Raw genomic sequence first — 21,759 nt, 5'->3', positions numbered from 1 at the left:
GGCGAACACCTCATACTCGGTGGACCTTCCCCGAGCGGCTACCAGGCGGCCAGCGATCCGTCGGCGTTGCGCCACAAGGGGTTGCGCCAGCGGTGTCCTCGTTCCGCGGCGGCACGGAGCGCGTCCTCGTCGATGGTGATGCCGAGTCCCGGGCCGGTGGGGCGCTCGATGTAGCCGTCGCGGACCGTGAAGGGCTCTGGGTCGAGGAGATAGCCCAGCAGGCCGCTGCTGTCGCCGTAGCCGATGCCGAGGGCCTGTTCCTGGATGAGGAAGTTGGGGACGGCGAAGTCGAGCTGGAGGCTGGCGGCGAGGGCGACCGGGCCGAGCGGGCAGTGCGGGGCGACCAGGACGTCGTACGTCTCCGCCATCGCGGCGATGCGCCGGGTCTCGGAGATGCCTCCGGCGTGACTGATATCCGGCTGGGCGACGGCGATGCCGTCCGACATCACGGAGCGGAAGTCCCATCGGGAGAAGAGCCGTTCACCGGTGGCGATGGGAATCGAGGTGGAGCGCACCACGGCGCCCAGGTCGCGGGAGTATTCCGGCAGCACCGGTTCCTCCACGAACATCGGCAGCAACGGCTCCAGCAGCGGCAGAACGCGCCGGGACATCGCACCGCTGAACTTGCCGTGGAAGTCCAGGGCGACGTCGAGGTCCGGGCCGAGGGCCTCGCGCACGGCGGTCACCCGGGCCACGATGGCCTGGATCGCGGCCGCTGTGGCAAGGGGCTCCAGTTGCCCGCACGGACCCATCTTGACGGCGGTCAATCCCTTGGCGACCTGCTCGGCCGCCGATTCGGCCAGCTCCTCAGGGGTGTCCCCGCCGATCCAGCCGTAGATGCGCACCCGGTCACGGACATGCCCGCCGAGAAGCTGGTGCACCGGGACACCGTGGGTCTTGCCGGCGATGTCCCACAGAGCCTGGTCGATCCCGGCCAGGGCGCTGCTGAGCACGGGGCCGCCCCGGTAGAAGCCGCCCTTGGCGAGCACCTGCCAGTGCTCCTCGATACGGGCGGGGTCCTGCCCGATCAGGTAGTCGAACATCTCCTCGACGGCGGTGGCGGTGGTGTGCGCCTTGCCCTCGACGATGGGCTCGCCCCAGCCGGATATCCCCTCGTCGGTGTCGACGCGCAGGAACAGCCAGCGTGGCTCGACGAGGAAGAGTTCATATCCGGTGATCTTCATGGTGGTGGCCTCCGGTCCTGGCGTGCCCGGTCCGCGGGCCGGACACCGCCTGTGGGGGGTGTGGTGCGCGGAATGTGATGTGCGCGCGGGGATCTTCGCGGGAGAAAGGAACGAGGGGACTACTCGTGGGCGCTGATGCTGCGGCCGCCGTCCACGACCAGGTTCTGCCCGGTGACGAACGAGGCGTCGTCGGAGCCGAGGTAGGCCACCGCGGCGGCGATGTCCCCGGCGACCCCCAGCCTGCCGACCGGGATCCGTGACATGGCGCGGACGCGCTCCTCCGGTGACACCTGCGCCCACGCCGCTGTGTCCACGGCGCCGGGGAGGACGGCGTTGAATCTGATTTCGCCGGCGTACTCGGCGGCCAGCTGGCGGATCAGGGCGCTGATCCCGCCCTTGGCCGCGGCGTAGGCGGGATAGCCCGTGAAGCCGATGACCGCGTGCACCGACGAGGTGACCACCACCGCGCCCCTGGCCGTCCTGAGCAGGGGCACCGCGGCTCGGACGCCGTAGAAGACCGAGTCGAGGGAGAGCCGCAGCTGGTCGCGCCAGGAGACGTCGTCAAGTACGTGCGCCGCGCCCGGAACGTTTCTGCCGGCGTTCAGATGCAGGACGTCCAGGCGACCCGTCCACGTGCGGACCTCGTCGACCGCAGCCGCCCACTCCTCGGGCGAGGTGGCGTCGAGCCGCCGATGGCGGGCGTCGCCTCCCTTGGCCCGGATGTCCTCGGCCACCCGGCGGGCGCCCTCGGCGTTCACGTCGGTGACCAGGACCGCGGCCGCCTCCCCGGCCAGGCGGTGGGCGGTGGCCTCGCCGATTCCGGAGGCGGCCGCGGTGAGCAGTGCGGTACGGCCCTCGAAACGGGCCAGGGCGACGGCGGTCATGTCGATCCTCGGGGTGGTGCGGTGGAGCCACGGCGCATCAGGCGAGCCTCGGTGGGCACGACGACGTCCCCGACCGGCGATCCCTCGATCGCGGCGACCAGGGCGTCCACGGCGGCGGCCCCGAGTTCGTACAGAGGCATCGCCACCGTCGTCAGCGGTGGAGAGAGATGGCCGGCGATGGGCAGGTCGTCGTTGCCCACCACGGAGATGTCCTCGGGAATCCGTAATCCCAGGTCGCGGATCGCCGCCATGGCGCCGATCGCCTGGGCGAGCGAGCTCGTGTACACCGCCGTGACCGGCGGACGACGGCCGCCGGCGGTGGAGCCCAGCAGGGCGCGCACCGCGGCCGCGCCACCCTCCTCCGTGAAGTCGCCGGATGCGACCGGCGCCGCGGACAGGCCCAGTTCCCGGGCGTGCCGCAGGAACGCCTCCTTGCGGTCCTCGCTGGGGCTGATGCCGGGCGGGCCCGCGATGTGACCGACCGCCTGGTGGCCAAGGTCGTGCAGGTGGTCGAGGGCGGTGATGCTGGATCGGGCCACGTCTATGGTGACGTTCCGCCCGGACCCCCTGACCGCCCGGTTGAGGAACACGTGTGGGACGGGGCTGCGGAGCAGGACGTCCAGCAGGGGGTGACCGGGGCGGGCAGAGGCGATGAGCAGTCCGTCCACCCGCCCGTCCCTCACCAGATCGTTGAAGGCCTCGTCGGCCTCCTGCCCGTCGAAGTCCTCGGCCAGCAGCGAGAGGTAGCCCAGGTCACGCGCCCGCTGGTAGGCACCGCGGGTGATGGTGACGTACGTGGGGTTGGCAAGGGCCGGGACCAGCAGGGCGAGCGCGTGCGTGCCGGCGCCCGCCAATGCCCGCGCCCCCGAGTGGGGACGGTACCCCAGCGCCTCGGCCACCTCGTGGACGCGCCGCCGGGTCTCCGGACGCACGGACAGGTCCTGCCGCCCGTTGAGCACCTTGGACGCGGTGGCCTTGGAGACACCGGCCTCCCTGGCGACGTCCACCAGCCTGGCCCGCACGGGCTGCTCCGGCACTCGCCCTCCTCCGTCTCTGGTCGTGAGCCACCTGCCTTGCGGTTTGGCCGCCGGTGTCTGGTTTGGGCCCTTGACAGTTAATGTTGCCGCAATCTAACGTTTCGCCGCAGACGAAGTCAACCGGTTTCCTGGACCGGCCATAAGCGGCATATGTCGCATGTCGATACAAATAGGCTGAATCGCCGCAACAAGATCAAGATAAGTAGGTCAAATGGGGTGAGGTATGCAATGAAGCGCTTTTGCCTCCCGGCAGAAGCCATGGCACGCCGCTAGGCAGCCACCCACCTCTGGCCGCCGCTCGCGGCCGGACGACCCTTCCGCACGAAGCAGGGAAGCCGGCGCATCGGGTACTCGACCGGGAACCGGCCGGCATCGCTCGAGTGCGGCAAGGCTTCACCCACACCTGTGACCGGCAGACCCTGCCTGGACGCGGGGCGCGAAGGGACCCGACCGGTCCAGCTCCCCGTTGCCTGGTGTGCCGCGTCAGGTCCTTGTCCATCCGCACGCCACCGCCAGGGCGAGACGATCAGCCCGCAGGGCGCGGCGGCGCACTCCGCCGACCGGCGGGCCGGCGATGGACGAACGCGATACCGCCTGCCCCCGCACGACGACCGTGCTCCTTGCCTCCGCACGCCCACACGCGACGACCGTGCTCCGCTTGCCTCCGCACGCCCATAGGACCGCGGACGATGCGTGCTTCCCGCACCTCCGCACCCGAGACCGCCGAGCGCCCGGCACTCATGCCCGGTCCATGCCCGTCGATCACCCCGCGCCCCCCACCGCAATCCGAGAACGAAAGGCCGGCAACCGTGTCCGTTCCCCCCTCAAACGCCTTCGGACGGCGCCGCTTCCTCACCGCCTCCGCCGGTGCCGCATTCGCCGCAACGACCCTGTCCAGCTGCGCCGCCTCCGTCAACAGCGGGGGAGGCGGTTCCGGAAGCGGCAAGACGACGACGCTCACCGTCATGACGGTGGCCGACGAGTGGGACAAGCCGACCGTCCAGGCCATCGAGAAGCTGCTGAACGTCAAGCTCAGCATCGTCCTCTACGACACCGCCAAGCTCAACGCCATGCTGGCGAGCAAGAACCCGCCGGACCTGGTGCGCAGCATCGGTGCGGTGGACACGCCGTACTTCGCCGCACGCGGCGTGATGACCGACCTGGACCCGTACTTCGCCCAGAGCAAGGTGCTCAAGGACTCCGACATCGACCCGGTCAACGACGTCTGGCGCTTCGACGGCAAGAAGCAGGGGGCGGGGCCCCGCTACGGGCTGGCGAAGGACTACTCGCAGGACTCGATGCTCTGGTACCGCACCGACATGTTCGACGCCGCGAACCTCGACCACCCCAGCGACACCGAGCCGCTCTCCTATGACGAGGTGCTGGACCTCGGCAATCGGCTGGTCAAGCGCAGGCTCGGCAAGGTCAAGGTCTATGGCCTGAACGTCACGGGCATGGGCTTCTTCGCCCAGTTCATGCAGATGACCGCGTCGGCCGGCGGGAGGCTGTTCGCGGAGGACCTGGCCTCGGTGGACTTCTCCTCTCCGGAGGCGCTCAAGGCACTGCAGTGGTACATCGAGTACGCCAAGGCCAACATCGGCCCGAGCGTCACCAACCCCAACCCGGATGGCTGGGACGGGCCGACGTACCAGGCTGACCGGGTCGCGATGTGCGCCGACGGCTACTGGTTCGGCGGGCTGATCGGAGAGGAGCCCAAACTGGCCGAGGTCTCCCGGTTCGCGCCCGCTCCGCAACTCGGCAGCCACCGCGTCAGCCCCTGTTTCGGCGCCACCGGCTTCTGGATGCCCAAGGACGCCAAGAACAAGGAAGTGGCCTGGAAGTTCTTCGAGTGGTACTTCGGCGGCCAGGCCGCCCAGGACCGGGCCAGCGGCGGCTGGGGCATCCCCGGCCTGAAGTCGCTGCACTCGAAGATGCCGCAGGACACGCCGTTCCATAAGCAGGCGTTCGAGGTTCAGCAGCGGGAGCTGCCGTACTTCTCCGTGCTTCCCTTCACCCCGTACGTCCAGCTCGCTGCCCTGGACGGGGCGATCAACAAGGTGCTGCCGAACGCGATCAAGTCCGGCGCGGCCGCGGGCAAGATCGCCGACGAGCTGAACTCGCGCATGAACGAGCAGATCTCCAAGGGCAAGGAGCTCGTGGGGTGAGTGCCGGTCAGCTCACCGAACAGTCCGCCGGGCCAGGTGCGCCGTCCCCGTCCCAGGGGACGGGCGCCCGGCCGGGGCGCAGACCGCTCTCGCTCAAGGCGCGCAAGGCCGGGGCCTTCTACGTGTTCGCCGGTCCGTGGGTGCTGGGCTTCCTGGCGCTGACGGCTTACCCGCTCGGGTACGCGCTGTGGCTAAGTCTGACCAACTCCGACGGGCTCTCCCCGAACTCCCGCTTCGTCGGTCTGGAGAACTACCGGGAGCTCTTCTCCGACCCGGACGTCATGAGCTCCCTGGCTCGTACCGGGGTCTTCACGGCCGTCGTCGTGCCGCTGACGATCGTGGCGGGGCTGATCCTCGCGGTGCTGGTCAACCAGCCGATACGGGCTCGTGGCCTGTTCCGCACCCTGCTGTATCTGCCCGCCGTGATGCCGCCGGTCGGCGCCGCGCTCACCTTCAAGACGATCTTCGATCGAGACTCTGGAGCGGCCAACGGCCTGCTGGATCTCTTGAACGTCAACGCGGTGCCGTGGCTGGTGGACCCCTACGCCCGCTGGGTGCTGATCGCGCTGACGCTGTGGGGCGTGGGCAACTGCATGATCATTTCGCTGGGAGGGCTTCAGGACATGCCCAAGGAGGTGCTCGAAGCCGCGCGGGTGGACGGGGCGACCAACTGGCAGTCCTTCACCCGCATCACCCTGCCGCTGCTGTCGCCGGTGTTGTTCTTCCAGGTCGTCACCGGCGTCTTCGCCGCCCTGCAGACCTTCATGCCGCTGCTGCTCTCGCTCGACCCGAGCCCCAAGGGCGTCACCGCCGTCCCCGACAGCAACTACTTCTACATGATCCACGTCTTCGCCCAGTACTTCGCCAACGGGCGCTACGGCTCCGCCTCCGCCATGCTGTGGGTGCTCTTCGCGATCACCGTCGCCGTCACCTTCCTCATCTTCAAGCTCAGCAAGGGCGCGGTCTTCTACGCCGTGGACCCGGAGTCGGCGAAGAACAATTCTCGCACCGTCGGAGGCAAGTGATGGTGTTCGCCAGACGTAACGCCGTCTACATGGTCCTCGTGGCGAGCCTCGTGCTCTTCCTCGGCCCTTTCGGCTGGCTCGCGATCACCGCGTTCAAGGACCCGTCCGAGCTGCGCGCGATGCCCGTCCACTGGTGGCCGCAGCAGCCCACCATGAACAACTTCCAGGAGGCCCTGACCTTCTTCGACTATCTCGGCTACGCCCGGAACTCGTTCATGATCGCGTTGATCTACGCGACGCTGGTGACCCTCGCCTCGGCCTGGGCCGGGTACGGCTTCGCCCGGCTCGACGCACCGGGCAAGCGGGTGATCTTCGGCATACTGCTGTCGACGATGATGCTGCCGCAGGTCATCACGCTCATCCCGACCTATCTGCTGTTCGCCAGGTTCAACCTGGTGAACACCTATGTGCCGTGGGTGCTGTGGGGGCTGTCCGGAGCTCCCTACCTGATCTTCTTGTTCCGGCAGTTCTTCACGAACATGCCGCGAGAGCTGGAGGAGGCGGCGATCGTCGACGGCTACGGGCACATCCGCATCTTCTGGCGGATCTTCCTGCCCCAGTCCTGGCCGGTCATCGCCACCAGCCTGATCCTCTCCTTCAGCTGGACCTGGGGCGACTGGATCGCGCCCGCGCTGCTGCTGGACGACGACCACACCACCCTCGCGGTCAAGCTCGCCACCGGCTACGTCAACCAGCACGGTGGATGGCTGTTCAACCTCGTCGCCGCGGGCGCCGTGATGTACGTCGTGCCCGTGCTGGTGCTGTTCCTGATCCTCCAGCGCGGCTTCGTCACCGGCGTCGCCACCTCCGGACTCAAGTAACCGCCCTCCTCACCCCCAGAAGGAAACCCTTCCAGTGACCGACCCTCACGGCATCGGGCCGGCCCGGCGCACCCTCGTCCGGGTCGCGGGCGCGACCGCCGCGGCGTACTCGCCGCTCAGCACGGTGGCCGGCGCCGCGATCGCGGACGACCCGCCCGAGGCCACCGACCGGCTGGTGGTGCACCCCATCCCAGCCGGGGTCCCGGCCGGCACGAGCTTCTCCGGACGAGAGGCACACTCGTGACGGCTCGTCCTGCCATCACCCCGCAGCTGAGCCGGACCCGGGTCATGGCCATCCTGCGCTCGCCCGACGCTGCCGGGCTGCCCGCGGTGGCCCGGGCGCTCGCGGCCGGCGGCATCACCTGCCTCGAGATCACCCTCACGACCTCGGGCGCCCTCGACGCGCTGGCTGTCGTCCGGGACGAGCTCGGCCCGGAGGTGGCGGTGGGCGCCGGCACCGTGGTCACCACCGTGCAGGCACGGGACGCGCTTGCCGCCGGCGCCGAGTTCCTGGTGGCCCCGGTGGTGGACACCGACGTCGTCCGCACCGCCGCGGAAGGCGGCATTCCGTGCTATCCGGGCGCCTGGACGCCGACCGAGGTGTCCGCGGGCCGGCGAGCGGGCGCCGCCGCCGTGAAGCTCTTCCCGGCTGTGACCGGCGGCCCGGCCTACCTGCGGCAACTGCTGGCCCCCTTGCCGGACGTCCCGCTCATCGCCGTCGGCGGAGTCGGCATCGACCAGGCGCGCGACTACACCGACGCGGGTGCCCACGCCGTGGGCATCGGCTCCCCGCTGCTGCGCGGAGTGGACCGGAACCCCACACCTGAGAACCTGGACTTGCTCACCGAAAGGGCGCGCGCATTGCTGGAAGCGGTCACGGCCACCGGTCACGCCGAGGAGGCAGGCCGGTGAACACCCCCGCGAAGAACGGCTACCTGGTGACGGTCGGCGAAGTCCTCGCGGTCCTGTCCGCATCGGAACCCGGTCCGCCGGCCTTGGGCGCGCGGATGCGCCTCGGGCTCGCCGGAGCGGAGTCGAACGTCGCCGTCGGGGTCAGCCGGCTCGGCGGCTCCGCCATCTGGATCGGCCGGGTCAGCGAGGACGAACTCGGCGAACTCACCCTGCGCGAGCTGCGGGCGGAGGGTGTCACCGTGCTCGCGGCGCGGGACTCCGGCCCCACCTCGCTGCTGCTGAAGGAACGACGCACCACCACGCACACCCGTACGCGCTACTACCGCACCCACACCGCCGGTACCCGGCTGTGCGATCGGGACATCCCCGAGCACGTCGTCGCCGGGGCGGCGGTCCTGCACATCACCGGCATCACACCGGCCCTGGGCGACGGCCCCGCACGGGCCGTCCGCCACGCGGTGGAGATCGCTGTCGCCGCCGGAGTGCCGGTCTCCCTGGACATCAACTTCCGTTCGCTGCTGTGGACAGAGGCGGAGGCCGCGCGCGGCCTGCTACCCCTGCTGCGCATGGCCGACCTAGTGTTCGCCGGAGCGCACGAGGCCCGGCTGGTCGTCCCCGACGCCCACGGCCCGGAGGAGCTCGCCAAGGGCATCTGCGGCCTCGGGCCGGGCGGGGCCGTGATCAAGCTGGGAGGCGAGGGGGCATTCGCCCTCCTCGACGGGGTGCCGTACCGGCAGCCCGCCGTGCCCGTCCGCACCCACGACTCTGTGGGGGCGGGAGACGCGTTCGCCGCCGGTTACCTGGCCGAACTGCTCGCGGGCGAGCCGCCGGAGCGGCGGCTGAGGACGGCCGCGGTGCTCGGCGCCTTCGCGGTCAGCACCACCGGCGACTGGGAGGGGCTCCCTCGGCGTGCCGAGTTGCAGCTGCTCGACCATTACGACGACGTCATCCGCTGACAGCGCCACCACCCGTACGACGACGTCATCCGCCGACCGCGCCACCACGATGCCCGTCACTCACCATCACACGCCAGGAAAGGTAGTCATGTCTGCTCCGAGGACCGCCCCCTCCCGTCTCGTCCTCGACACCGCCTTCGGAGTCGGCACGGTCCAGCCCCGCCTGTACGGATCGTTCGTCGAGCACCTGGGCCGCTGCGTCTACACCGGCATATACGAACCCGGCCATTCGGCCGCGGGCGCCGACGGCCTGCGCCAGGACGTCCTCGCGCTGATCCGGGAGCTGGGCGTGACCACCGTGCGCTACCCGGGCGGCAACTTCGTCTCCGGATACCGGTGGGAGGACACCGTCGGACCGCGCGAACAGCGGCCGGTCCGGCTGGACCTCGCCTGGCGCAGCACCGAAACCAACGAGTTCGGCCTCGGCGAGTTCATGGATTTCTGCGCCGAGACCGGCACGGAGCCCATGATGGCCGTCAACCTCGGCACCCGCGGCGTCGAGGACGCCGTCCGGCTCCTGGAGTACTGCAACCACGCGGCAGGCACCGAGCTGTCCGATCGCCGCATCGCCCACGGCGGCAAGGAACCGTACGGCATCCGCATGTGGTGCCTCGGCAACGAGATGGACGGCGCCTGGCAGATCGGCCACAAGACAGCGGAGGAATACGGGCGGCTCGCCGCCGAGACCGCCCGCGCCATGAGGATGATCCAGCCCGACCTGGAGCTCGTCGCCTGCGGTAGCTCCGGCTCGGGCATGGACACCTTCGCGGCCTGGGAGTCCACCGTCCTGGAGCACACCTACGACCTCGTCGACTACGTCTCCCTGCACGCCTACTACGAGGAGATCGACGGCGATCGCGACTCCTTCCTCGCCTCCGCCGTCGACATGGAGCACTTCATCGAGTCGGTCGTGGCCACCTGCGACCACGTCCGCGCCCGGCTGAAGCGGGAGAAGCGGATCAACCTCTCCTTCGACGAGTGGAACGTCTGGTACCAGAAGCGGCCCAACCCGCACCACGTGGAGGACTGGCAGCAGGCGCCACGCCTGCTGGAGGACGTCTACACCGTCACCGACGCCGTCGTCTTCGGCTCGCTGCTCATCACCCTGCTGCGCCACGCCGACCGGGTCACCTCCGCCTCGCTCGCCCAGCTCGTCAACGTCATCGCGCCGATCATGACCGAGCCGGGCGGCGCCGCGTGGCGGCAGACCACCTTCTTCCCCTTCGCCCAGGCATCCCGGTACGGACGTGGCCGGGTGCTGCGCGTCGAGGCCGACAGTCCCACGTACGCGACCGCTCGGTTCGGCGAGGTGCCGCTGCTGCACTCCACGGCCGTCACCGATGACGGGACCGGCGCCGTGACCGTCTTCGCCGTGAACCGCGACCGGGCCGCCGCCCTGCCGCTGGAGATCGACCTGCGGGGGACCGACGCCCACACCCTGGTGGAGCACCTGGTTCTGGCCGACACCGATCCCGACGCCGGTAACAGCCTCGAGCACCCCGAACGCGTCGCGCCCCGTCCGGCCACCGGTACCACCGTCAGCGGAGGAGTGCTCCGTACCGAACTCGAGCCGATGTCCTGGAACATGATCCGTCTGACGCCTCGCAGAACTGACGCACCGTGAGCGGTGGGCAGCGGATGACGTCCACCAGCGGGCGCCGGCACCGAGGATCTACCCGGACGCGCCGCCCGGCTGACTGAGACCGGACCGGGCACGCCACCCGGAGCGGCCCGTCGCCGGGAGGGTGGCCGGCGGCAGGCCGAGCCGGGCGACCACGGCCGCCACCAGCTCGTCCGGCGGCAGCGCCACCTCCAGCACCATCCCGGACTCCTCCAGGTCGAGGTGCTCCAGGATCGCCCGTTGCGAGTCGAGCAGGCCGGCCGGCATGTAGTGGCCGGTGCGGCGGGCCATCCGGTCCCGGATCAGCTTCGCAGACCCGTTGAGGTGGACGAACTCCACGTCAGGCGGGCCCTGTCGTAGCACGTCCCGGTAGGAGCGCTTGAGCGCCGAGCAGGCCAGCACTGTGGAGACGCCTTCGACGTGCCGGGCGGCCATCCAGGAGGCCAGGTCACGCAGCCACGGCCAGCGGTCCGCGTCGTCCAGCGGGATGCCGGCGCGCATCCGCGCCACGTTCGCCGCTGGGTGGAACTCGTCCGCCTCGGCGAACCGCAGCCCGGTCAGCTCGCTGATCCCGCGGGCCACGGTCGTCTTGCCCGCGCCCGACACGCCCATGACGACGATGTGCCGGGTGGGCCGTGGCTCACCAGTCATGGACGGTCCCGTCCTTGAGCCGGTTGAACGGCAGGTACGCCGGTAGGTACGGAAAGCGCGCCGCGGCCTTCTCGTCGAGCTCCACGCCGAGCCCCGGCAGCTCACCGGGGTGCAGGTAGCCGTCGGCGAAGCTGAACGACTGCTGGAACACTTCGTTGGTCGCCGGGCCGTGCTGCATGTACTCCTGGATACCGAAGTTGTGGATCGCCAGGTCCAGGTGCAGGGCGGCGGCCATGCCGACCGGCGAGATGTCGGTCGGGCCGTGGATGCCGGACTTGATCTGGTACTGAGCGGCGTAGTCGAGTATCTTCCGCATGGCCGTGATCCCCCCGGTGTGGGTGACGGCGGAGCGGACGTAGTCGATGAGCTGTTCGCGGATCAGAGTCTGGTAGTCCCACACGGTGTTGAAGACCTCGCCGATGGCCAGCGGGGTGGTGGTGTGCCGGCGAACGAGGCGCAGCGCCTCCTGGTTTTCCGCCGGCGTGCAATCCTCCAGCCAGAACAGGTCGTACGGCTCGAGGGCCTTGCCGAGCTTGGCGGCCTGGATGGGGGTCATTCGATGGTGCCCGTCGTGCAACAGCGGCAGCTCGGGGCCGAACTCGTTGCGCACCGCCTCGAAGACGCCGGGCAGGTGGCGCAGGTAGGCGCGGGTGTCCCAGTCCTCTTCGGCGGGCAGCGCGGTGCGCTGGGCCGGCTCGTAGTCGTACCGCTTGCCGTCGACGCTGGGCTGGGCGGCCACGCCGTACACGGCGTTGATGCCCGGTACGGAGGTCTGCACCCGGATCGACCGGTAACCCATCTCCAGGTGCCGGCGGATCGAGTCGAACAGCTCGGGCAGGTCCCGGCCCGAGGCGTGCCCGTACGCCATGATCCCGTTCCGGGAGGCTCCGCCGAGCAGCTGGTAGAGCGGCATTCCGGCGGCCTTGGCCTTGATGTCCCACAGCGCCACGTCCACGGCCGCGATGGCGGCCATGGTGACGGGCCCTCGCCGCCAGTACGCCGAGCGGTAGAGGAACTGCCAGGTGTCCTCGATGCGATGCGGGTCCCGCCCGATCAGCAAGGGGACAACGTGGTCGGCCAGGTACGACGCGACCGACAGCTCCCGCCCGTTGAGGGTGCCGTCGCCCAGCCCGGTGATCCCCTCGTCCGTCGTGATCTTCAGGGTGACGAAGTTGCGGTCGGGGCTGGCGACGATGACGTCCGCTGCGATGATCTTCACGTGGGTGCCTTTCTCACGGGTGGTGCGAGCGTCATCGGGCTGACCGGGGTTCATGACGCCGCGGCCAGGTAGGTGCGGGCCCGCTCCCGCCGGGCGTCCAGGTCGCCGTCGGTGGCGATGGCGGCAGCGGTGCCGGTGTCGCGGATGATCCCTGGGAACCGGGTGGTGGCGATGAGGCCGAGGGTCATGGTCACCATTCCGCGTAGGAACCGTCCCGGTGCCGCCAGATGGGGCTGCGCCAGGCGTGTTCCCTTTTGCCGGCGGAGCGGACCGCCTGTTCGTCGACCTCGATCCCCAGGCCGGGCGCGGTAAGCCGCTCGACGTGTCCGTCCACGAAAGTCAACGGGGTCTTGTCGAGGCAGTAGTCGAGCACGTCGGCACCATGGTTGTAGTGGATGCCGATGCTCTGTTCCTGGATCAGGTAGTTCGGCGTGACGAAGCCGACCTGCAGGCAGGCCGCGAGGGCGATCGGGCCGAGCGGGCAGTGCGGGGCGAGTTGCACGTCGTACACCTCGGCGAGCGCGGCGATCTTGCGTACTTCGGTGATGCCGCCGGCGTGCGAGAGGTCCGGCTGGGCGACCGCGATGCCGGCTTGGAAGACGGGCAGGAACTCCTGCCGGCTGTAGAGCCGCTCGCCCGTCGACACCGGGATGGTGGTCGAGCGGACGAACTCGCCGATGAGGTGCGAGTTCTCCGGGACGACCGGCTCCTCCAGGAACAGGGGCCGATACGGCTCCAGCAGCGGCGCCACCCGGCGAGCGTTGGCGAGGGTGAACCGCCCGTGCAAGTCGACGGCGACGTCGCGGTCGTCGCCGAGCACCTCGCGGGCGGCGGCCACCCGGGCGACCACGCCGTTCAGCTCGGCGACTGAGGCGACCGGGCTCATCCTGCCGGAGGCGTTCATCTTCACCGCGGTGAGCCCGGCCTCGACCTGGGCGGCGATGTGGTCGCGGACCTCGCTGGGCTCGTCGCCGCCGACCCAGCCGTACACCCGGATCCGGTCCCGGACCGGACCGCCGAGCAGTTGGTGTACCGGGGCGCCGAAATGCTTGCCGGCGATGTCCCAGAGGGCCTGGTCGAGGCCCGCCACGGCACTCGCCAGGATCGGACCGCCCCGGTAGAACGAGCCCTTGGTCAGCACCTGCCAGTGGTCCTCGATGCGCAGCGCGTCCCGGCCGATCAGCAGTTCCGCGAGTTGGTGCACGGCGGCGCGGACGGTCTCGGAGCGCCCTTCGCAGGTGGCCTCACCCCAGCCGACGATCCCGGAGCCGGTCTCCACCCGGACGAAGAGCCAACGGGGGGCGACGAGAAAGGTCTCTATGCGCGCGATGGTCGTCATGCCGGTCAGCCCTTTGTCGCGCCGGCGGTGAGGCCGGAGACCACGTACTTCTGCACGAACAGGGCGATCAGCATGATCGGCAGGGTGACCACGGTGGTCGCGGCCATCAGGCCGCCCCAGTCGATGCTGGCGTAGCCGACGAAGTCGAAGATCGCCACGGGCAGGGTCTTGGTGTCCGCGTCAGAGAGCACGAGCGCGAACATGAAGTTGTTCCAGGAGAAGATGAAGGACAGGATGCCGGCGGTGGCGATGCCCGGTACGGACAGTGGCAGGGTGATGCGTCGGAACGCGCCGATGTGGGTCAGCCCGTCGACCAGTGCCGCCTCCTCCAACTCCTCGGGCAGGCTGTCGAAGTAGCCCATCATGATGTAGACCACCAGCGGCAGCGAGACGAACATGTGGCTGATGATCAGCACCCCGAAGCCCCCGACCATCTTCAGGTTGGAGAAGACGTAGTACCAGGGCACCAGGAGCGAGACGCCGGGGATGACCCGGGCCATCAGCACCACCAGCGCGGACTTCTTCATGTTGAACCGGCTCATCGAGTACGCGGCCGGCAGGCCGAGGATCAGCGACGCCACGGTGGCGGCGAACGCCACCCAGAGGCTGTTGACGATGAACTCGACGTAGTTCGCCTGCTGGAGCACCTTGGCGTAGTTGTCCATGGTGAGCGAGAAGACCAGCGCCTTGCCCGGGTCGTAGATGTCGACGTTGGTCTTGAACGACGCGGCGATCATCCAGAGCAGCGGCGCCAGCAGTGCGAGCACCACGAAGGTGAGGGCCACCACCCGGAACACCTGGTATGCGGGCCGGGGCTTCATCGCTGCGTCTCCTTGCGCCGGGCGGTCAGGGCCCACATCGCCCCGATGATGATCAGGAAGAAGAGGATGAGAACGGTGGAGGAGACGCCGTACTCGTTGTAATCGAAGCTGAGGCCGTAGGCGTACACGTTGAGGGTCTCCACCTCGTGGAACGAACCGCCACCGCGGCCCTTGGTGGCGTAGAGGATGTCGAAGGTCTTCAGCGCGTCGATGCCGCGCAGCAGGATCGCCACGGTCAGCGTGGGCATCAGCAGCGGCAGGGTGACGTGCCGGAAACGCTGCCAGGTGCTGGCGCCGTCGATGCGCGCCGCCTCCTGCGGCTCCTCCGACAGCGAGGTGAGCCCGGCGAGCAGGATCAGCACCACCATCGGCGTCCACTGCCACACGTCGATGAAGATCGTGGTGGGCAGGGCCGAGTGCTGGCCGGCGAGCCACGGCTGCGGCCCGATGCCGACCCAGCCGAGGACCTGGTTGGCCAGGCCGATGTTCGGGTCGAAGATGAGCCGCCACATCATGCCGACCGCGACCGGGGTGGCGACGAGCGGCATCAGGATGGCGACCCGGACCCATCTCTGCCCTTTGAACGGCCGCCAGAGCAGCAGCGCGATCGCCATCCCGAGGACCACCTCGAACAGCAGCGCCACGACGGTGAACGTGGCGGTCCGCCCGACGGCGGGCCAGAACCGGTCGGTGTCCGAGAGGACGTCGAGGTAGTTCTGGAAGCCCACGAACTCGCTCTCCGCGCGGACGGATCCCTCGGCGTCGGTCAGGCTGAGGTAGCCGGTCCAGGCCAGTGGGAACACGAGCAGCGCGGCAACGAAGGTCATCGCGGGCGCGGCGAAGAGCCATTTGCGGTGGTCATTGACCCAGCGCACCCAGCCGGGCGTATCGGGGGCGGCGGGGGCGCTGCGCGGCGTCTTGGTGGTAGTGATCGTTGCCATGAGGTCTCCAGGGGTGGGCGGGCCTGCGGGGTACGTGGGTGACGGGCGCGCAATCCCGCCACCCGCGTGTGCCGCCTACTTCGCCTCGTCGTCCAGGAACTTCTGGAACGCTGCGCCGGCCGTGTCAGCGGCCGCCGCGGCGTCCTTGCCGGTGATCGCGTCAACGATCGGCTGGCCGACGATCTCGCGGGCCTCGGCGACCTTCACGACCAGCGGCCGGTCATGCCCCACCCCGGCCTTGGTGCTGGCCGCGATCGCCTCCGCCAGGTCCTTCGGGAAGGTCGAGGTGCCCTCCGGGTTGGCCCAGACGGAGCTACGGGCGCCCGGCACGCCGGACTTCTGCTGGGCGAGCGTCTGCTCCTTGCTGGTGGCCCACTCGATGAACTTCCAGGCGTTGCCCGTGTTCTCAGAGCTGGAGTTGATGCCCAGTGCCCACGACGGGATGTTGTACGGCTTCGACCCGCTCGGACCGGCCGGGAACGGCGCGAAGCCGACCTTGTCCGAGATCTTGGATTTGGCCGGGTCGGTGGCGTTCTTGTAGAGCGAGTTCGCCTCGGTGTAAAAAGCGGCCTTGCCCTGGGTGAAGATGGCCATCGCCTCGGGCCAGCCCATGTCGGTGCTGACGTTCGCCGGGCCGGAGTCCTTGATCAGCCCACCGTAGTAGGCGTACGCCTGCTTGGCCGCGTCGCTGTTGACCGCGGCCTTGCCGCTGCTGTCGACGAAGTCGCCGCCGAAGCTGTAAAGGAAGCTGGAGAACTGGGTGACCGCCGCCGACTTGCCGGTACGGGCGACGAAGCCGGCGACGCCCGGGTCGGCCGCCTTGACCTTGGCGGCGGCGGCCTTCAGCTCGTCGAGGGTCTTCGGCGGTGCGCTCAGGCCGGCCTTGGCGAGCAGGTCCTTGCGGTAGTAGAGGACCTCCTGCTCGGTGATGATCGGGACGCCGACCGGCTTGTCCTCGTACGTGGTGGCCTCCACCGGGCCGGCCTGGAAGTCGCTGAAGTCCCAGGTCGTGGATTTCACCTGGGCCGACAGGTCGGCCAGGTACTTGTTCTTGGCGAAGAGCCTCCCCTCCTGCAGGGGGCGGTACATCATCACGTCGATGTCGGATGAGCCGGCGTTCAGCTTGACGTTGTACTGGTCGGAGAGCTGGTCCTCGCCGAGCTGAGTGATCTCGACCTTGAGCCCGGTCTGCTTCTCGAACTCGGGCAGTGCCTGCTTGATGTTCTCGGTCCACACGTGGTTGGCCAGGGTGACCCGGACCGTCTTGGACGCGCCGCCGTCGCCGCCACCGCCACAGGCGGCCAGGCCCATGGCGACAACCACGGCCAGAGATGTACCGGATATCGATCGACGTCGCACGTCATCTCGCCTTTCTGGCATGGCCGCCGCCCCCCGGAAGAGCGCCACACTCTCGTAACATCTGCTTAATGCTGGGATGCTAGGAGAAAAAAGCTGACTTATTCAAGGGTAAGCCTCCAACTGATATGCTTTGTGCTGTGAATCAGTCCTCCCCAGGGGGCCCACTCAGCCGGCACGCCCCTGCCGAGGCTGGGCTGCACGCACGCGTCCTCGACCACCTCGGCACCGCCATCTCCAGCGGCGACGTGGCCGCCGGTTCCGTCCTGAGCATCGAAGACCTGGTCGACCGCTATCAGGTCTCCCGCTCGGTGATCCGCGAGGTGCTGCGGGTGCTCGCATCCATGGGACTCATCGAGACCCGGCGCCGGGTCGGAATCATGATCCAGCCCGCCGAGGCGTGGAGCGTCTTCGATCCGCAGGTGATCCGCTGGCGGCTCGCCTCGGACGGGCGGATGGCGCAGATGCGCTCGATCACCGAGCTACGGACCGCGATCGAGCCGCATGCCGCCTGGTTGGCCGCCGAGCGGATCGACGACGACGAGGCGAGCGAGTTGGTCGGGCTCGCGGCCAGGATGTGGGCCGCTGGGAAGGCCGGTGACGAGGCGCGTTTCCTCACCCTGGACATCGACTTTCACCGGCGGGTGCTGGACGCCTCCGGCAACGAGATGTTCGCGAAACTGCAACTGATCGTCGCCGAGGTGCTTGCCGGTCGTCACCACTACCACCTGATGCCTCACTACCCGGACGAGCAGGCGTTGCAGCTGCACACCGACGTGGCCCAGGCGATCCAGCGGCGCGACGGCGAGCGGGCCCGGGAGGCCATGGTGGGGATCATGGAGCAGGGGTTCGCCGAGATGAAGTCGATGTGGGAGCGGGCCGCCGAGCCGGGCGGTGCGTGACCCGCCCGGTTATTCGCGCATGCAGCTACGAGGGCGCAGGGCGCGTCGTGCTCGCCAGCCGTGACCGGGTCCGGGCCGGCGCCGCCGGGGGCAGCGCGGCGAGGATGTCGGCCAGCGAGACCCCGTCGAGGCTGCGCCGCCACGCGTCGTGCGCCTCGCGCATCTTCGCGGCGAGGATGCAGACGCGCCGGCACTCCTCCGGCGGCAACGCGCCCCGCCCCTGCTGGCGGATCTCGCGGCACTCGTACGGCGAGGACGCGCCGTCGACCGCCTCCACGATGTGCAGCAGCGTGATCTCGGAAGCCGGCCGGCCGAGCCGGAACCCGCCCCGCGGGCCCGTCGTCGCCGACAACACCCCGGCCTTGACGAGCGCCTGCAACTGCTTGGCGAGATAGGGCGAGGGGAGGTCGTAGTAATCGGCGAGCTGCGCGGCCGCCGCGGTGGCTCCAGGCTCGAGTTGCGCCAGCGTCGTGGCGCAGTGCAACAGCCATTCGGTGCTCGCAGGCAGCTTCACGGGGTCCAGCATATCGCAGATATTGAGGATCTATTTAGTCCGAGATATGGTCGGGGCGTATCGGAGTGAAGGAGAGATCATCATGCGGATCGCAGTCGCCGGCGCGACCGGGAACATCGGGTCCCTGACCGTCGCCGCCCTCGACCGGGACGGGCACGACGTCGTACGCATCAGCCGCTCGCTCGGCGTGGACCTCGTGACCGGTGACGGGCTCGACGACGCCCTCACCGGGGTGGAGGCGGTCATCGACGTCACCAACGGCCCGGCGACCGGTCGGGACGAGGCGGTGGCGTATTTCGCCGCCGCCACGCGCAACCTGCTCGCTGCCGAGGAGCGGGCCGGCGTCAGGCACCACGTGCTGCTCTCGATCGTCGGGATCGGCAAGGTCGATGGCAACCCGCACTATGCGGGCAAGCGGGAGCAGGAACGCCTGATAGCCGCCGGACCGGTGCCGTGGACGATCGTCCCGGCCACGCAGTTCCACGATTTCGCCGCGATGGTGGTGGACTGGACCGAGCAGGACGGTGTCGCCACCATCGCACCGCTGCTCGTACAGCCGATCGCGCCGACGGACGTGGCGGGCATATTGGCCGAGATCGCGGTGGGTGAGCCGAGGGGGCGCTACGTGGACGTCGCGGGGCCCGAGCCGCAGGACCTCGTCGACATGGCCCGGCGCACCCACCGGGCGCGCGGGCGAGAGGTGAAGCTCGTGCCGACGTGGTCGGCGTTGTTCGGGCCGTCGATGGCCGGCAACGTGCTGCTGCCCGGCGACGGCGCCCGCATCGCGCCGACGACCTTCGACGAGTGGCTCGCGGGACAGCGCTAGAGCCGCTTTCCGCACGTCACCGCGGGCCGGCCTGTACTACTCCCATATCCCGCCGCACTTCGGTGGAGCTCCTTTGAGGAAAGGGCCGAGGGCGCGGCGGGACCCCGCCGGTCAAGACGTCCGCGTGATCCGCGCTGCCCGGCCGTCACCCCGTGAATGCGAGACCTCGAGAGTCGTAGTGCACCGCACACATGGGCCGTCATGCGGCTGGAGGCCGGGCGACGAGCCGTTCCACGATGCCGAGCTTGAACCGGTCGTGCTGCTCGACGGTGAGACCGCGCTCGCGGACGTGGCTGATCGGGCGGCGCAGGAAGTGCTCCTCGGCCATCGGGACGGTCACGAGCTCCAGCAAACGCTGTACGGCGCGGGCCGCCCAGGGCGAGGCGGCGACGTGGTCGGCCAGAAGCAGAGCGCCACCTGGACGGAGCACCCGGATCATCTCGTCGATCGCCTTGCGATAGTCCGCGATCGAGCAGAGTGAGAACGTGCAGACGACCGAGTCGAAGCTGCCGTCGTCGAATTCCAGCGCTTGGGCGTCGCCTTCCCGCAGGTCCACATCGAGCCCGAGACCGGCCGCGCGTAGCCGGGCACGGGCCAGCATGGCGGGACTCCACTCGATGCCGGTCAGGCGGGTGCCTTCGGGATAGAACGGCAGGTTGAGGCCGGTCCCGATGGCGACCTCGAGCACGTCGCCGGTGGCCTTGGAGCAGATCCACGGGCGCGTGTCGCCGAACAAGCGCCGGTCGAAGAAGCCCATCTGCTCGTCGTAGGAGGCCGCGTGACGATCCCAGTATCGGCGCAGCCGTTCCCTTCTGGGCGCGGAAGCCATGGCCTTCTCCTACCCTTCTAGACCGTCCTCGATGAGGCGCGATCGGCCGTTTGCCGTTCAGCCGGCGTCGAGCCAGCCGAGCCGTGCCGCCCGCACGCCCGCCTGGAAGCGGCTGTTCGCCCCCAGCATCGCCGTCAGCTCGCTCACCAGACGGGTGACGGTACGCGTGGAGACGCCCATGCTGCGGGCGATAGCGGAGTCCTTCGCACCGGCGGCCAGCATGCGCAGCACTGCGCGCTGCTGCTCGGTGAGTGCGCCACCGTCGGCCGCCCGGGGCACGTCCTCGGGCTCGGAGGCGGTCGTCCAGCAATAGTCGTAGATCGCCGCGAGGGATTTCACCACGCTGCCGCCGCGGATCAGGATGCTGCCTGCGTGCAGGTCCTCGGGGTCGGCCTGGACGACGGCGGTCCTGCGGTCGTAGATGAGCATGCGTGTGGGGATCATCGGGGTCACCCGTACCTCGATGCTGTGCTGTCGCCATCGGCCCAGATATTCGCGTATCAGGGGATTCGACAGGGCGATTTGCGCGTGCAGGGCACGCACTCGTACGCCGTTGCGCAGGTTCGTTGCGCTGCGGGCCAGGCCGGCCTCCAGGGATTCACGCGTCCACGGGGCGGCGGGGTGCATGCCGAGCACCTCGTGCTCGGCCAGTTCGGCCAGCTCGTCGATGCGCTCGAACAGGTGCTCGCGGCGGTCGGGCCAGGCGAAGAACTCGACGTGTGCGTGACCGGCGGCCTGTTCGGACACGTCGAGGTAGTGCCTGGCCAGCACGGCCGTCCTGACGTGCTGCTCGACGAGGCTGTCGAGCAGTCGATGGCTGTTTTGCAGGCTTCGGTTGAGCGCGGCGGTCACGTCGGCGGCGCTCTGCGTTTCCGGATTCAGCAGGTTGAGCTGGGCGAGCTGGTCGCGGGCCCGGTCGATGTCCGCCGCCGCCAGGCACAGCTCTTGCGCGGCCTCGGGCAGCGACTCGCCTCGCTCGTGCATGCGGGCGTACAGAGAACGCGCGACACTGTCATTCGCGGAAAGCGGCCCGCCGTCCACCGGACTCCCTCCAAACTGGGTCAGTCAACGGTGAAGATTGACACATCTGGCCCGTTGTCGGCAAAAGGTTCCGGTTTCCGCCATGTCCTACTTCGGAAGCCTTTCTGTCCTCCATCGTCGCCTGCCGTGCAGCACGATGCCTTCCAGTGAGGCGAAACACCATCGCCGTGAACGAGAAGGAGGGATCCGGTTGATCACCGTTGCGTACAGTCTTGTCGCCTACCGCGTCACCGGCCTGTCACCGGCGACGTGCGAGCATTGTCTGGCCGCCGTCAAGCTGGAGCTCATCCAGGTGCCGGGAGTCGTCGGTGTGGACGTCGATCCGGCGGAAGCGCGCGTGAGCATCCTTACCGACGGCCCCGTCGACGAGGGGCGGGTCCGGGCGGCCATGGAGGCGGCGGGCTGCGGCGTCGTGGACGCTTGACCTGCCGGTAGCCGGATCCGCCGCCGTCGGGTGGCGGACCCGGCGATGCCTCCGGGTAGAGGGGGTCTGTCATGGGCGAATTGCGCCGAGCAGGCGGTTGCGCCAGTAGTCGTCGAGGTCGACGACTTTGACGACGTCTCCGGTCTGGGGTGCGTGGACCATTTTTCCGTTGCCGGCGTACATGCCCATGTGTCCCAGGCCTTTGCTGAAGAGCAGGTCTCCGGGTTGCAGTGCGTCCAGGGGGACGCGGCGGGCGGCGCCCCAGCTCCATTGGGTCCAGGTGGTGCGGGG

General features: G+C 69.4%; 24 protein-coding genes. 10 read left to right on the top strand and 14 right to left on the bottom strand.

From position 1 onward, the window contains the following. Positions 1-38: 38 nt before the first annotated feature. The 3 genes from dgoD (ACTMTI_RS29290) to ACTMTI_RS29280 form a co-directional block, all read right to left on the bottom strand. A complete protein-coding gene (dgoD, locus tag ACTMTI_RS29290; RefSeq protein WP_441123777.1) occupies positions 39-1,184 on the bottom strand; it encodes a galactonate dehydratase in 1,146 nt (381 codons plus the stop codon). Between the two features lie 119 nt (positions 1,185-1,303). Next, positions 1,304-2,068: an SDR family NAD(P)-dependent oxidoreductase gene (locus ACTMTI_RS29285; RefSeq protein WP_441123776.1), complete on the bottom strand. Its 765-nt coding sequence runs from the start codon at positions 2,066-2,068 to the stop codon at positions 1,304-1,306. Beyond that, positions 2,065-3,105 carry a LacI family DNA-binding transcriptional regulator gene (locus ACTMTI_RS29280; RefSeq protein WP_441123775.1) on the bottom strand — a complete coding sequence of 347 codons (1,041 nt, stop codon included), beginning with the start codon at positions 3,103-3,105 and terminating at the stop codon, positions 2,065-2,067. Before ACTMTI_RS29280 ends, ACTMTI_RS29285 begins: the two co-directional genes overlap by 4 nt. Positions 3,106-3,914: 809 nt before the next feature. On the opposite strand from ACTMTI_RS29280, the gene ACTMTI_RS29275 reads away from it, so the two are divergent. From ACTMTI_RS29275 to arfA, 7 genes are all read left to right on the top strand, one after another. After that, positions 3,915-5,270 carry an extracellular solute-binding protein gene (locus ACTMTI_RS29275; RefSeq protein WP_441123774.1) on the top strand — a complete coding sequence of 452 codons (1,356 nt, stop codon included), beginning with the start codon at positions 3,915-3,917 and terminating at the stop codon, positions 5,268-5,270. Then, positions 5,267-6,295 carry a carbohydrate ABC transporter permease gene (locus ACTMTI_RS29270; protein WP_441123773.1) on the top strand — a complete coding sequence of 343 codons (1,029 nt, stop codon included), beginning with the start codon at positions 5,267-5,269 and terminating at the stop codon, positions 6,293-6,295. The genes ACTMTI_RS29275 and ACTMTI_RS29270 overlap by 4 nt, the downstream gene beginning before the upstream one ends. Further along, the gene (locus tag ACTMTI_RS29265) at positions 6,295-7,116 is read left to right on the top strand and encodes a carbohydrate ABC transporter permease (protein WP_441123772.1); all 822 of its coding nucleotides are present in this window, start codon (positions 6,295-6,297) and stop codon (positions 7,114-7,116) included. The genes ACTMTI_RS29270 and ACTMTI_RS29265 overlap by 1 nt, the downstream gene beginning before the upstream one ends. 34 nt (positions 7,117-7,150) lie before the next feature. Further along, a complete protein-coding gene (locus ACTMTI_RS29260) occupies positions 7,151-7,360 on the top strand; it encodes a hypothetical protein (protein ID WP_441123771.1) in 210 nt (69 codons plus the stop codon). Then, positions 7,357-8,028: a bifunctional 4-hydroxy-2-oxoglutarate aldolase/2-dehydro-3-deoxy-phosphogluconate aldolase gene (locus ACTMTI_RS29255; protein WP_441123770.1), complete on the top strand. Its 672-nt coding sequence runs from the start codon at positions 7,357-7,359 to the stop codon at positions 8,026-8,028. Before ACTMTI_RS29260 ends, ACTMTI_RS29255 begins: the two co-directional genes overlap by 4 nt. Beyond that, positions 8,025-8,984: a sugar kinase gene (locus ACTMTI_RS29250; protein ID WP_441123769.1), complete on the top strand. Its 960-nt coding sequence runs from the start codon at positions 8,025-8,027 to the stop codon at positions 8,982-8,984. Before ACTMTI_RS29255 ends, ACTMTI_RS29250 begins: the two co-directional genes overlap by 4 nt. Before the next feature lie 88 nt (positions 8,985-9,072). Further along, positions 9,073-10,608 carry an arabinosylfuranosidase ArfA gene (arfA, locus tag ACTMTI_RS29245; RefSeq protein WP_441123768.1) on the top strand — a complete coding sequence of 512 codons (1,536 nt, stop codon included), beginning with the start codon at positions 9,073-9,075 and terminating at the stop codon, positions 10,606-10,608. A 48-nt stretch (positions 10,609-10,656) separates the two neighbouring features. Here the strand turns inward: arfA and ACTMTI_RS29240 are convergent, their stop codons facing one another. The 7 genes from ACTMTI_RS29240 to ACTMTI_RS29210 form a co-directional block, all read right to left on the bottom strand. Next, a complete protein-coding gene (locus ACTMTI_RS29240; RefSeq protein WP_441123767.1) occupies positions 10,657-11,256 on the bottom strand; it encodes a gluconokinase in 600 nt (199 codons plus the stop codon). Continuing rightward, positions 11,246-12,475: a D-mannonate dehydratase ManD gene (gene manD / locus ACTMTI_RS29235; protein WP_441123766.1), complete on the bottom strand. Its 1,230-nt coding sequence runs from the start codon at positions 12,473-12,475 to the stop codon at positions 11,246-11,248. Before manD ends, ACTMTI_RS29240 begins: the two co-directional genes overlap by 11 nt. Positions 12,476-12,525: 50 nt before the next feature. After that, entirely contained in the window at positions 12,526-12,672 is a 147-nt protein-coding gene (locus ACTMTI_RS29230) for a hypothetical protein (RefSeq protein WP_441123765.1), read from the bottom strand. Continuing rightward, positions 12,666-13,814: a galactonate dehydratase gene (dgoD, locus tag ACTMTI_RS29225; protein WP_441123764.1), complete on the bottom strand. Its 1,149-nt coding sequence runs from the start codon at positions 13,812-13,814 to the stop codon at positions 12,666-12,668. Before dgoD (ACTMTI_RS29225) ends, ACTMTI_RS29230 begins: the two co-directional genes overlap by 7 nt. Before the next feature lie 5 nt (positions 13,815-13,819). Further along, entirely contained in the window at positions 13,820-14,635 is an 816-nt protein-coding gene (locus ACTMTI_RS29220) for a carbohydrate ABC transporter permease (protein WP_441123763.1), read from the bottom strand. After that, positions 14,632-15,576: a carbohydrate ABC transporter permease gene (locus ACTMTI_RS29215; protein ID WP_441123762.1), complete on the bottom strand. Its 945-nt coding sequence runs from the start codon at positions 15,574-15,576 to the stop codon at positions 14,632-14,634. The genes ACTMTI_RS29220 and ACTMTI_RS29215 overlap by 4 nt, the downstream gene beginning before the upstream one ends. 75 nt (positions 15,577-15,651) lie before the next feature. Continuing rightward, positions 15,652-16,899: an ABC transporter substrate-binding protein gene (locus tag ACTMTI_RS29210; RefSeq protein WP_441123761.1), complete on the bottom strand. Its 1,248-nt coding sequence runs from the start codon at positions 16,897-16,899 to the stop codon at positions 15,652-15,654. Between the two features lie 173 nt (positions 16,900-17,072). Here ACTMTI_RS29210 and ACTMTI_RS29205 point away from each other — a divergent pair, with 173 nt between their 5' ends. Beyond that, positions 17,073-17,834, top strand: a complete 762-nt coding sequence (locus ACTMTI_RS29205; RefSeq protein WP_441123760.1) for a FadR/GntR family transcriptional regulator — start codon at positions 17,073-17,075, stop codon at positions 17,832-17,834. A gap of 25 nt (positions 17,835-17,859) precedes the next feature. Here ACTMTI_RS29205 and ACTMTI_RS29200 read toward each other — a convergent pair whose 3' ends face one another. Continuing rightward, positions 17,860-18,348, bottom strand: coding sequence for an RrF2 family transcriptional regulator (locus ACTMTI_RS29200; protein WP_441123759.1), 489 nt, complete (start codon positions 18,346-18,348; stop codon positions 17,860-17,862). A gap of 82 nt (positions 18,349-18,430) precedes the next feature. Here ACTMTI_RS29200 and ACTMTI_RS29195 point away from each other — a divergent pair, with 82 nt between their 5' ends. Further along, positions 18,431-19,174, top strand: a complete 744-nt coding sequence (locus ACTMTI_RS29195; RefSeq protein ID WP_441123758.1) for an SDR family oxidoreductase — start codon at positions 18,431-18,433, stop codon at positions 19,172-19,174. A gap of 199 nt (positions 19,175-19,373) precedes the next feature. Here the strand turns inward: ACTMTI_RS29195 and ACTMTI_RS29190 are convergent, their stop codons facing one another. Both ACTMTI_RS29190 and ACTMTI_RS29185 read right to left on the bottom strand, forming a co-directional pair. Further along, positions 19,374-20,003 (bottom strand): class I SAM-dependent methyltransferase, encoded by a 630-nt coding sequence (locus tag ACTMTI_RS29190; protein ID WP_441123757.1) that lies wholly within the window; start codon positions 20,001-20,003, stop codon positions 19,374-19,376. A gap of 57 nt (positions 20,004-20,060) precedes the next feature. After that, positions 20,061-20,987, bottom strand: a complete 927-nt coding sequence (locus ACTMTI_RS29185) for a LuxR C-terminal-related transcriptional regulator (RefSeq protein ID WP_441123756.1) — start codon at positions 20,985-20,987, stop codon at positions 20,061-20,063. A gap of 247 nt (positions 20,988-21,234) precedes the next feature. Between ACTMTI_RS29185 and ACTMTI_RS29180 the strand changes: the two genes are divergently transcribed. After that, positions 21,235-21,468: a cation transporter gene (locus ACTMTI_RS29180; protein ID WP_441123755.1), complete on the top strand. Its 234-nt coding sequence runs from the start codon at positions 21,235-21,237 to the stop codon at positions 21,466-21,468. Positions 21,469-21,537: 69 nt separating this feature from the next. On the opposite strand, the gene ACTMTI_RS29175 is transcribed toward ACTMTI_RS29180, so the two are convergent. Next, on the bottom strand, positions 21,538-21,759 hold a 222-nt coding region (locus ACTMTI_RS29175), incomplete at its 5' end, for a C40 family peptidase (protein ID WP_441123754.1).

The sequence above is a fragment of the Nonomuraea sp. H19 genome, assembly GCF_052068215.1.
Taxonomy (GTDB): domain Bacteria; phylum Actinomycetota; class Actinomycetes; order Streptosporangiales; family Streptosporangiaceae; genus Nonomuraea.
This window is presented reverse-complemented; position numbering and strand designations above follow the sequence as displayed.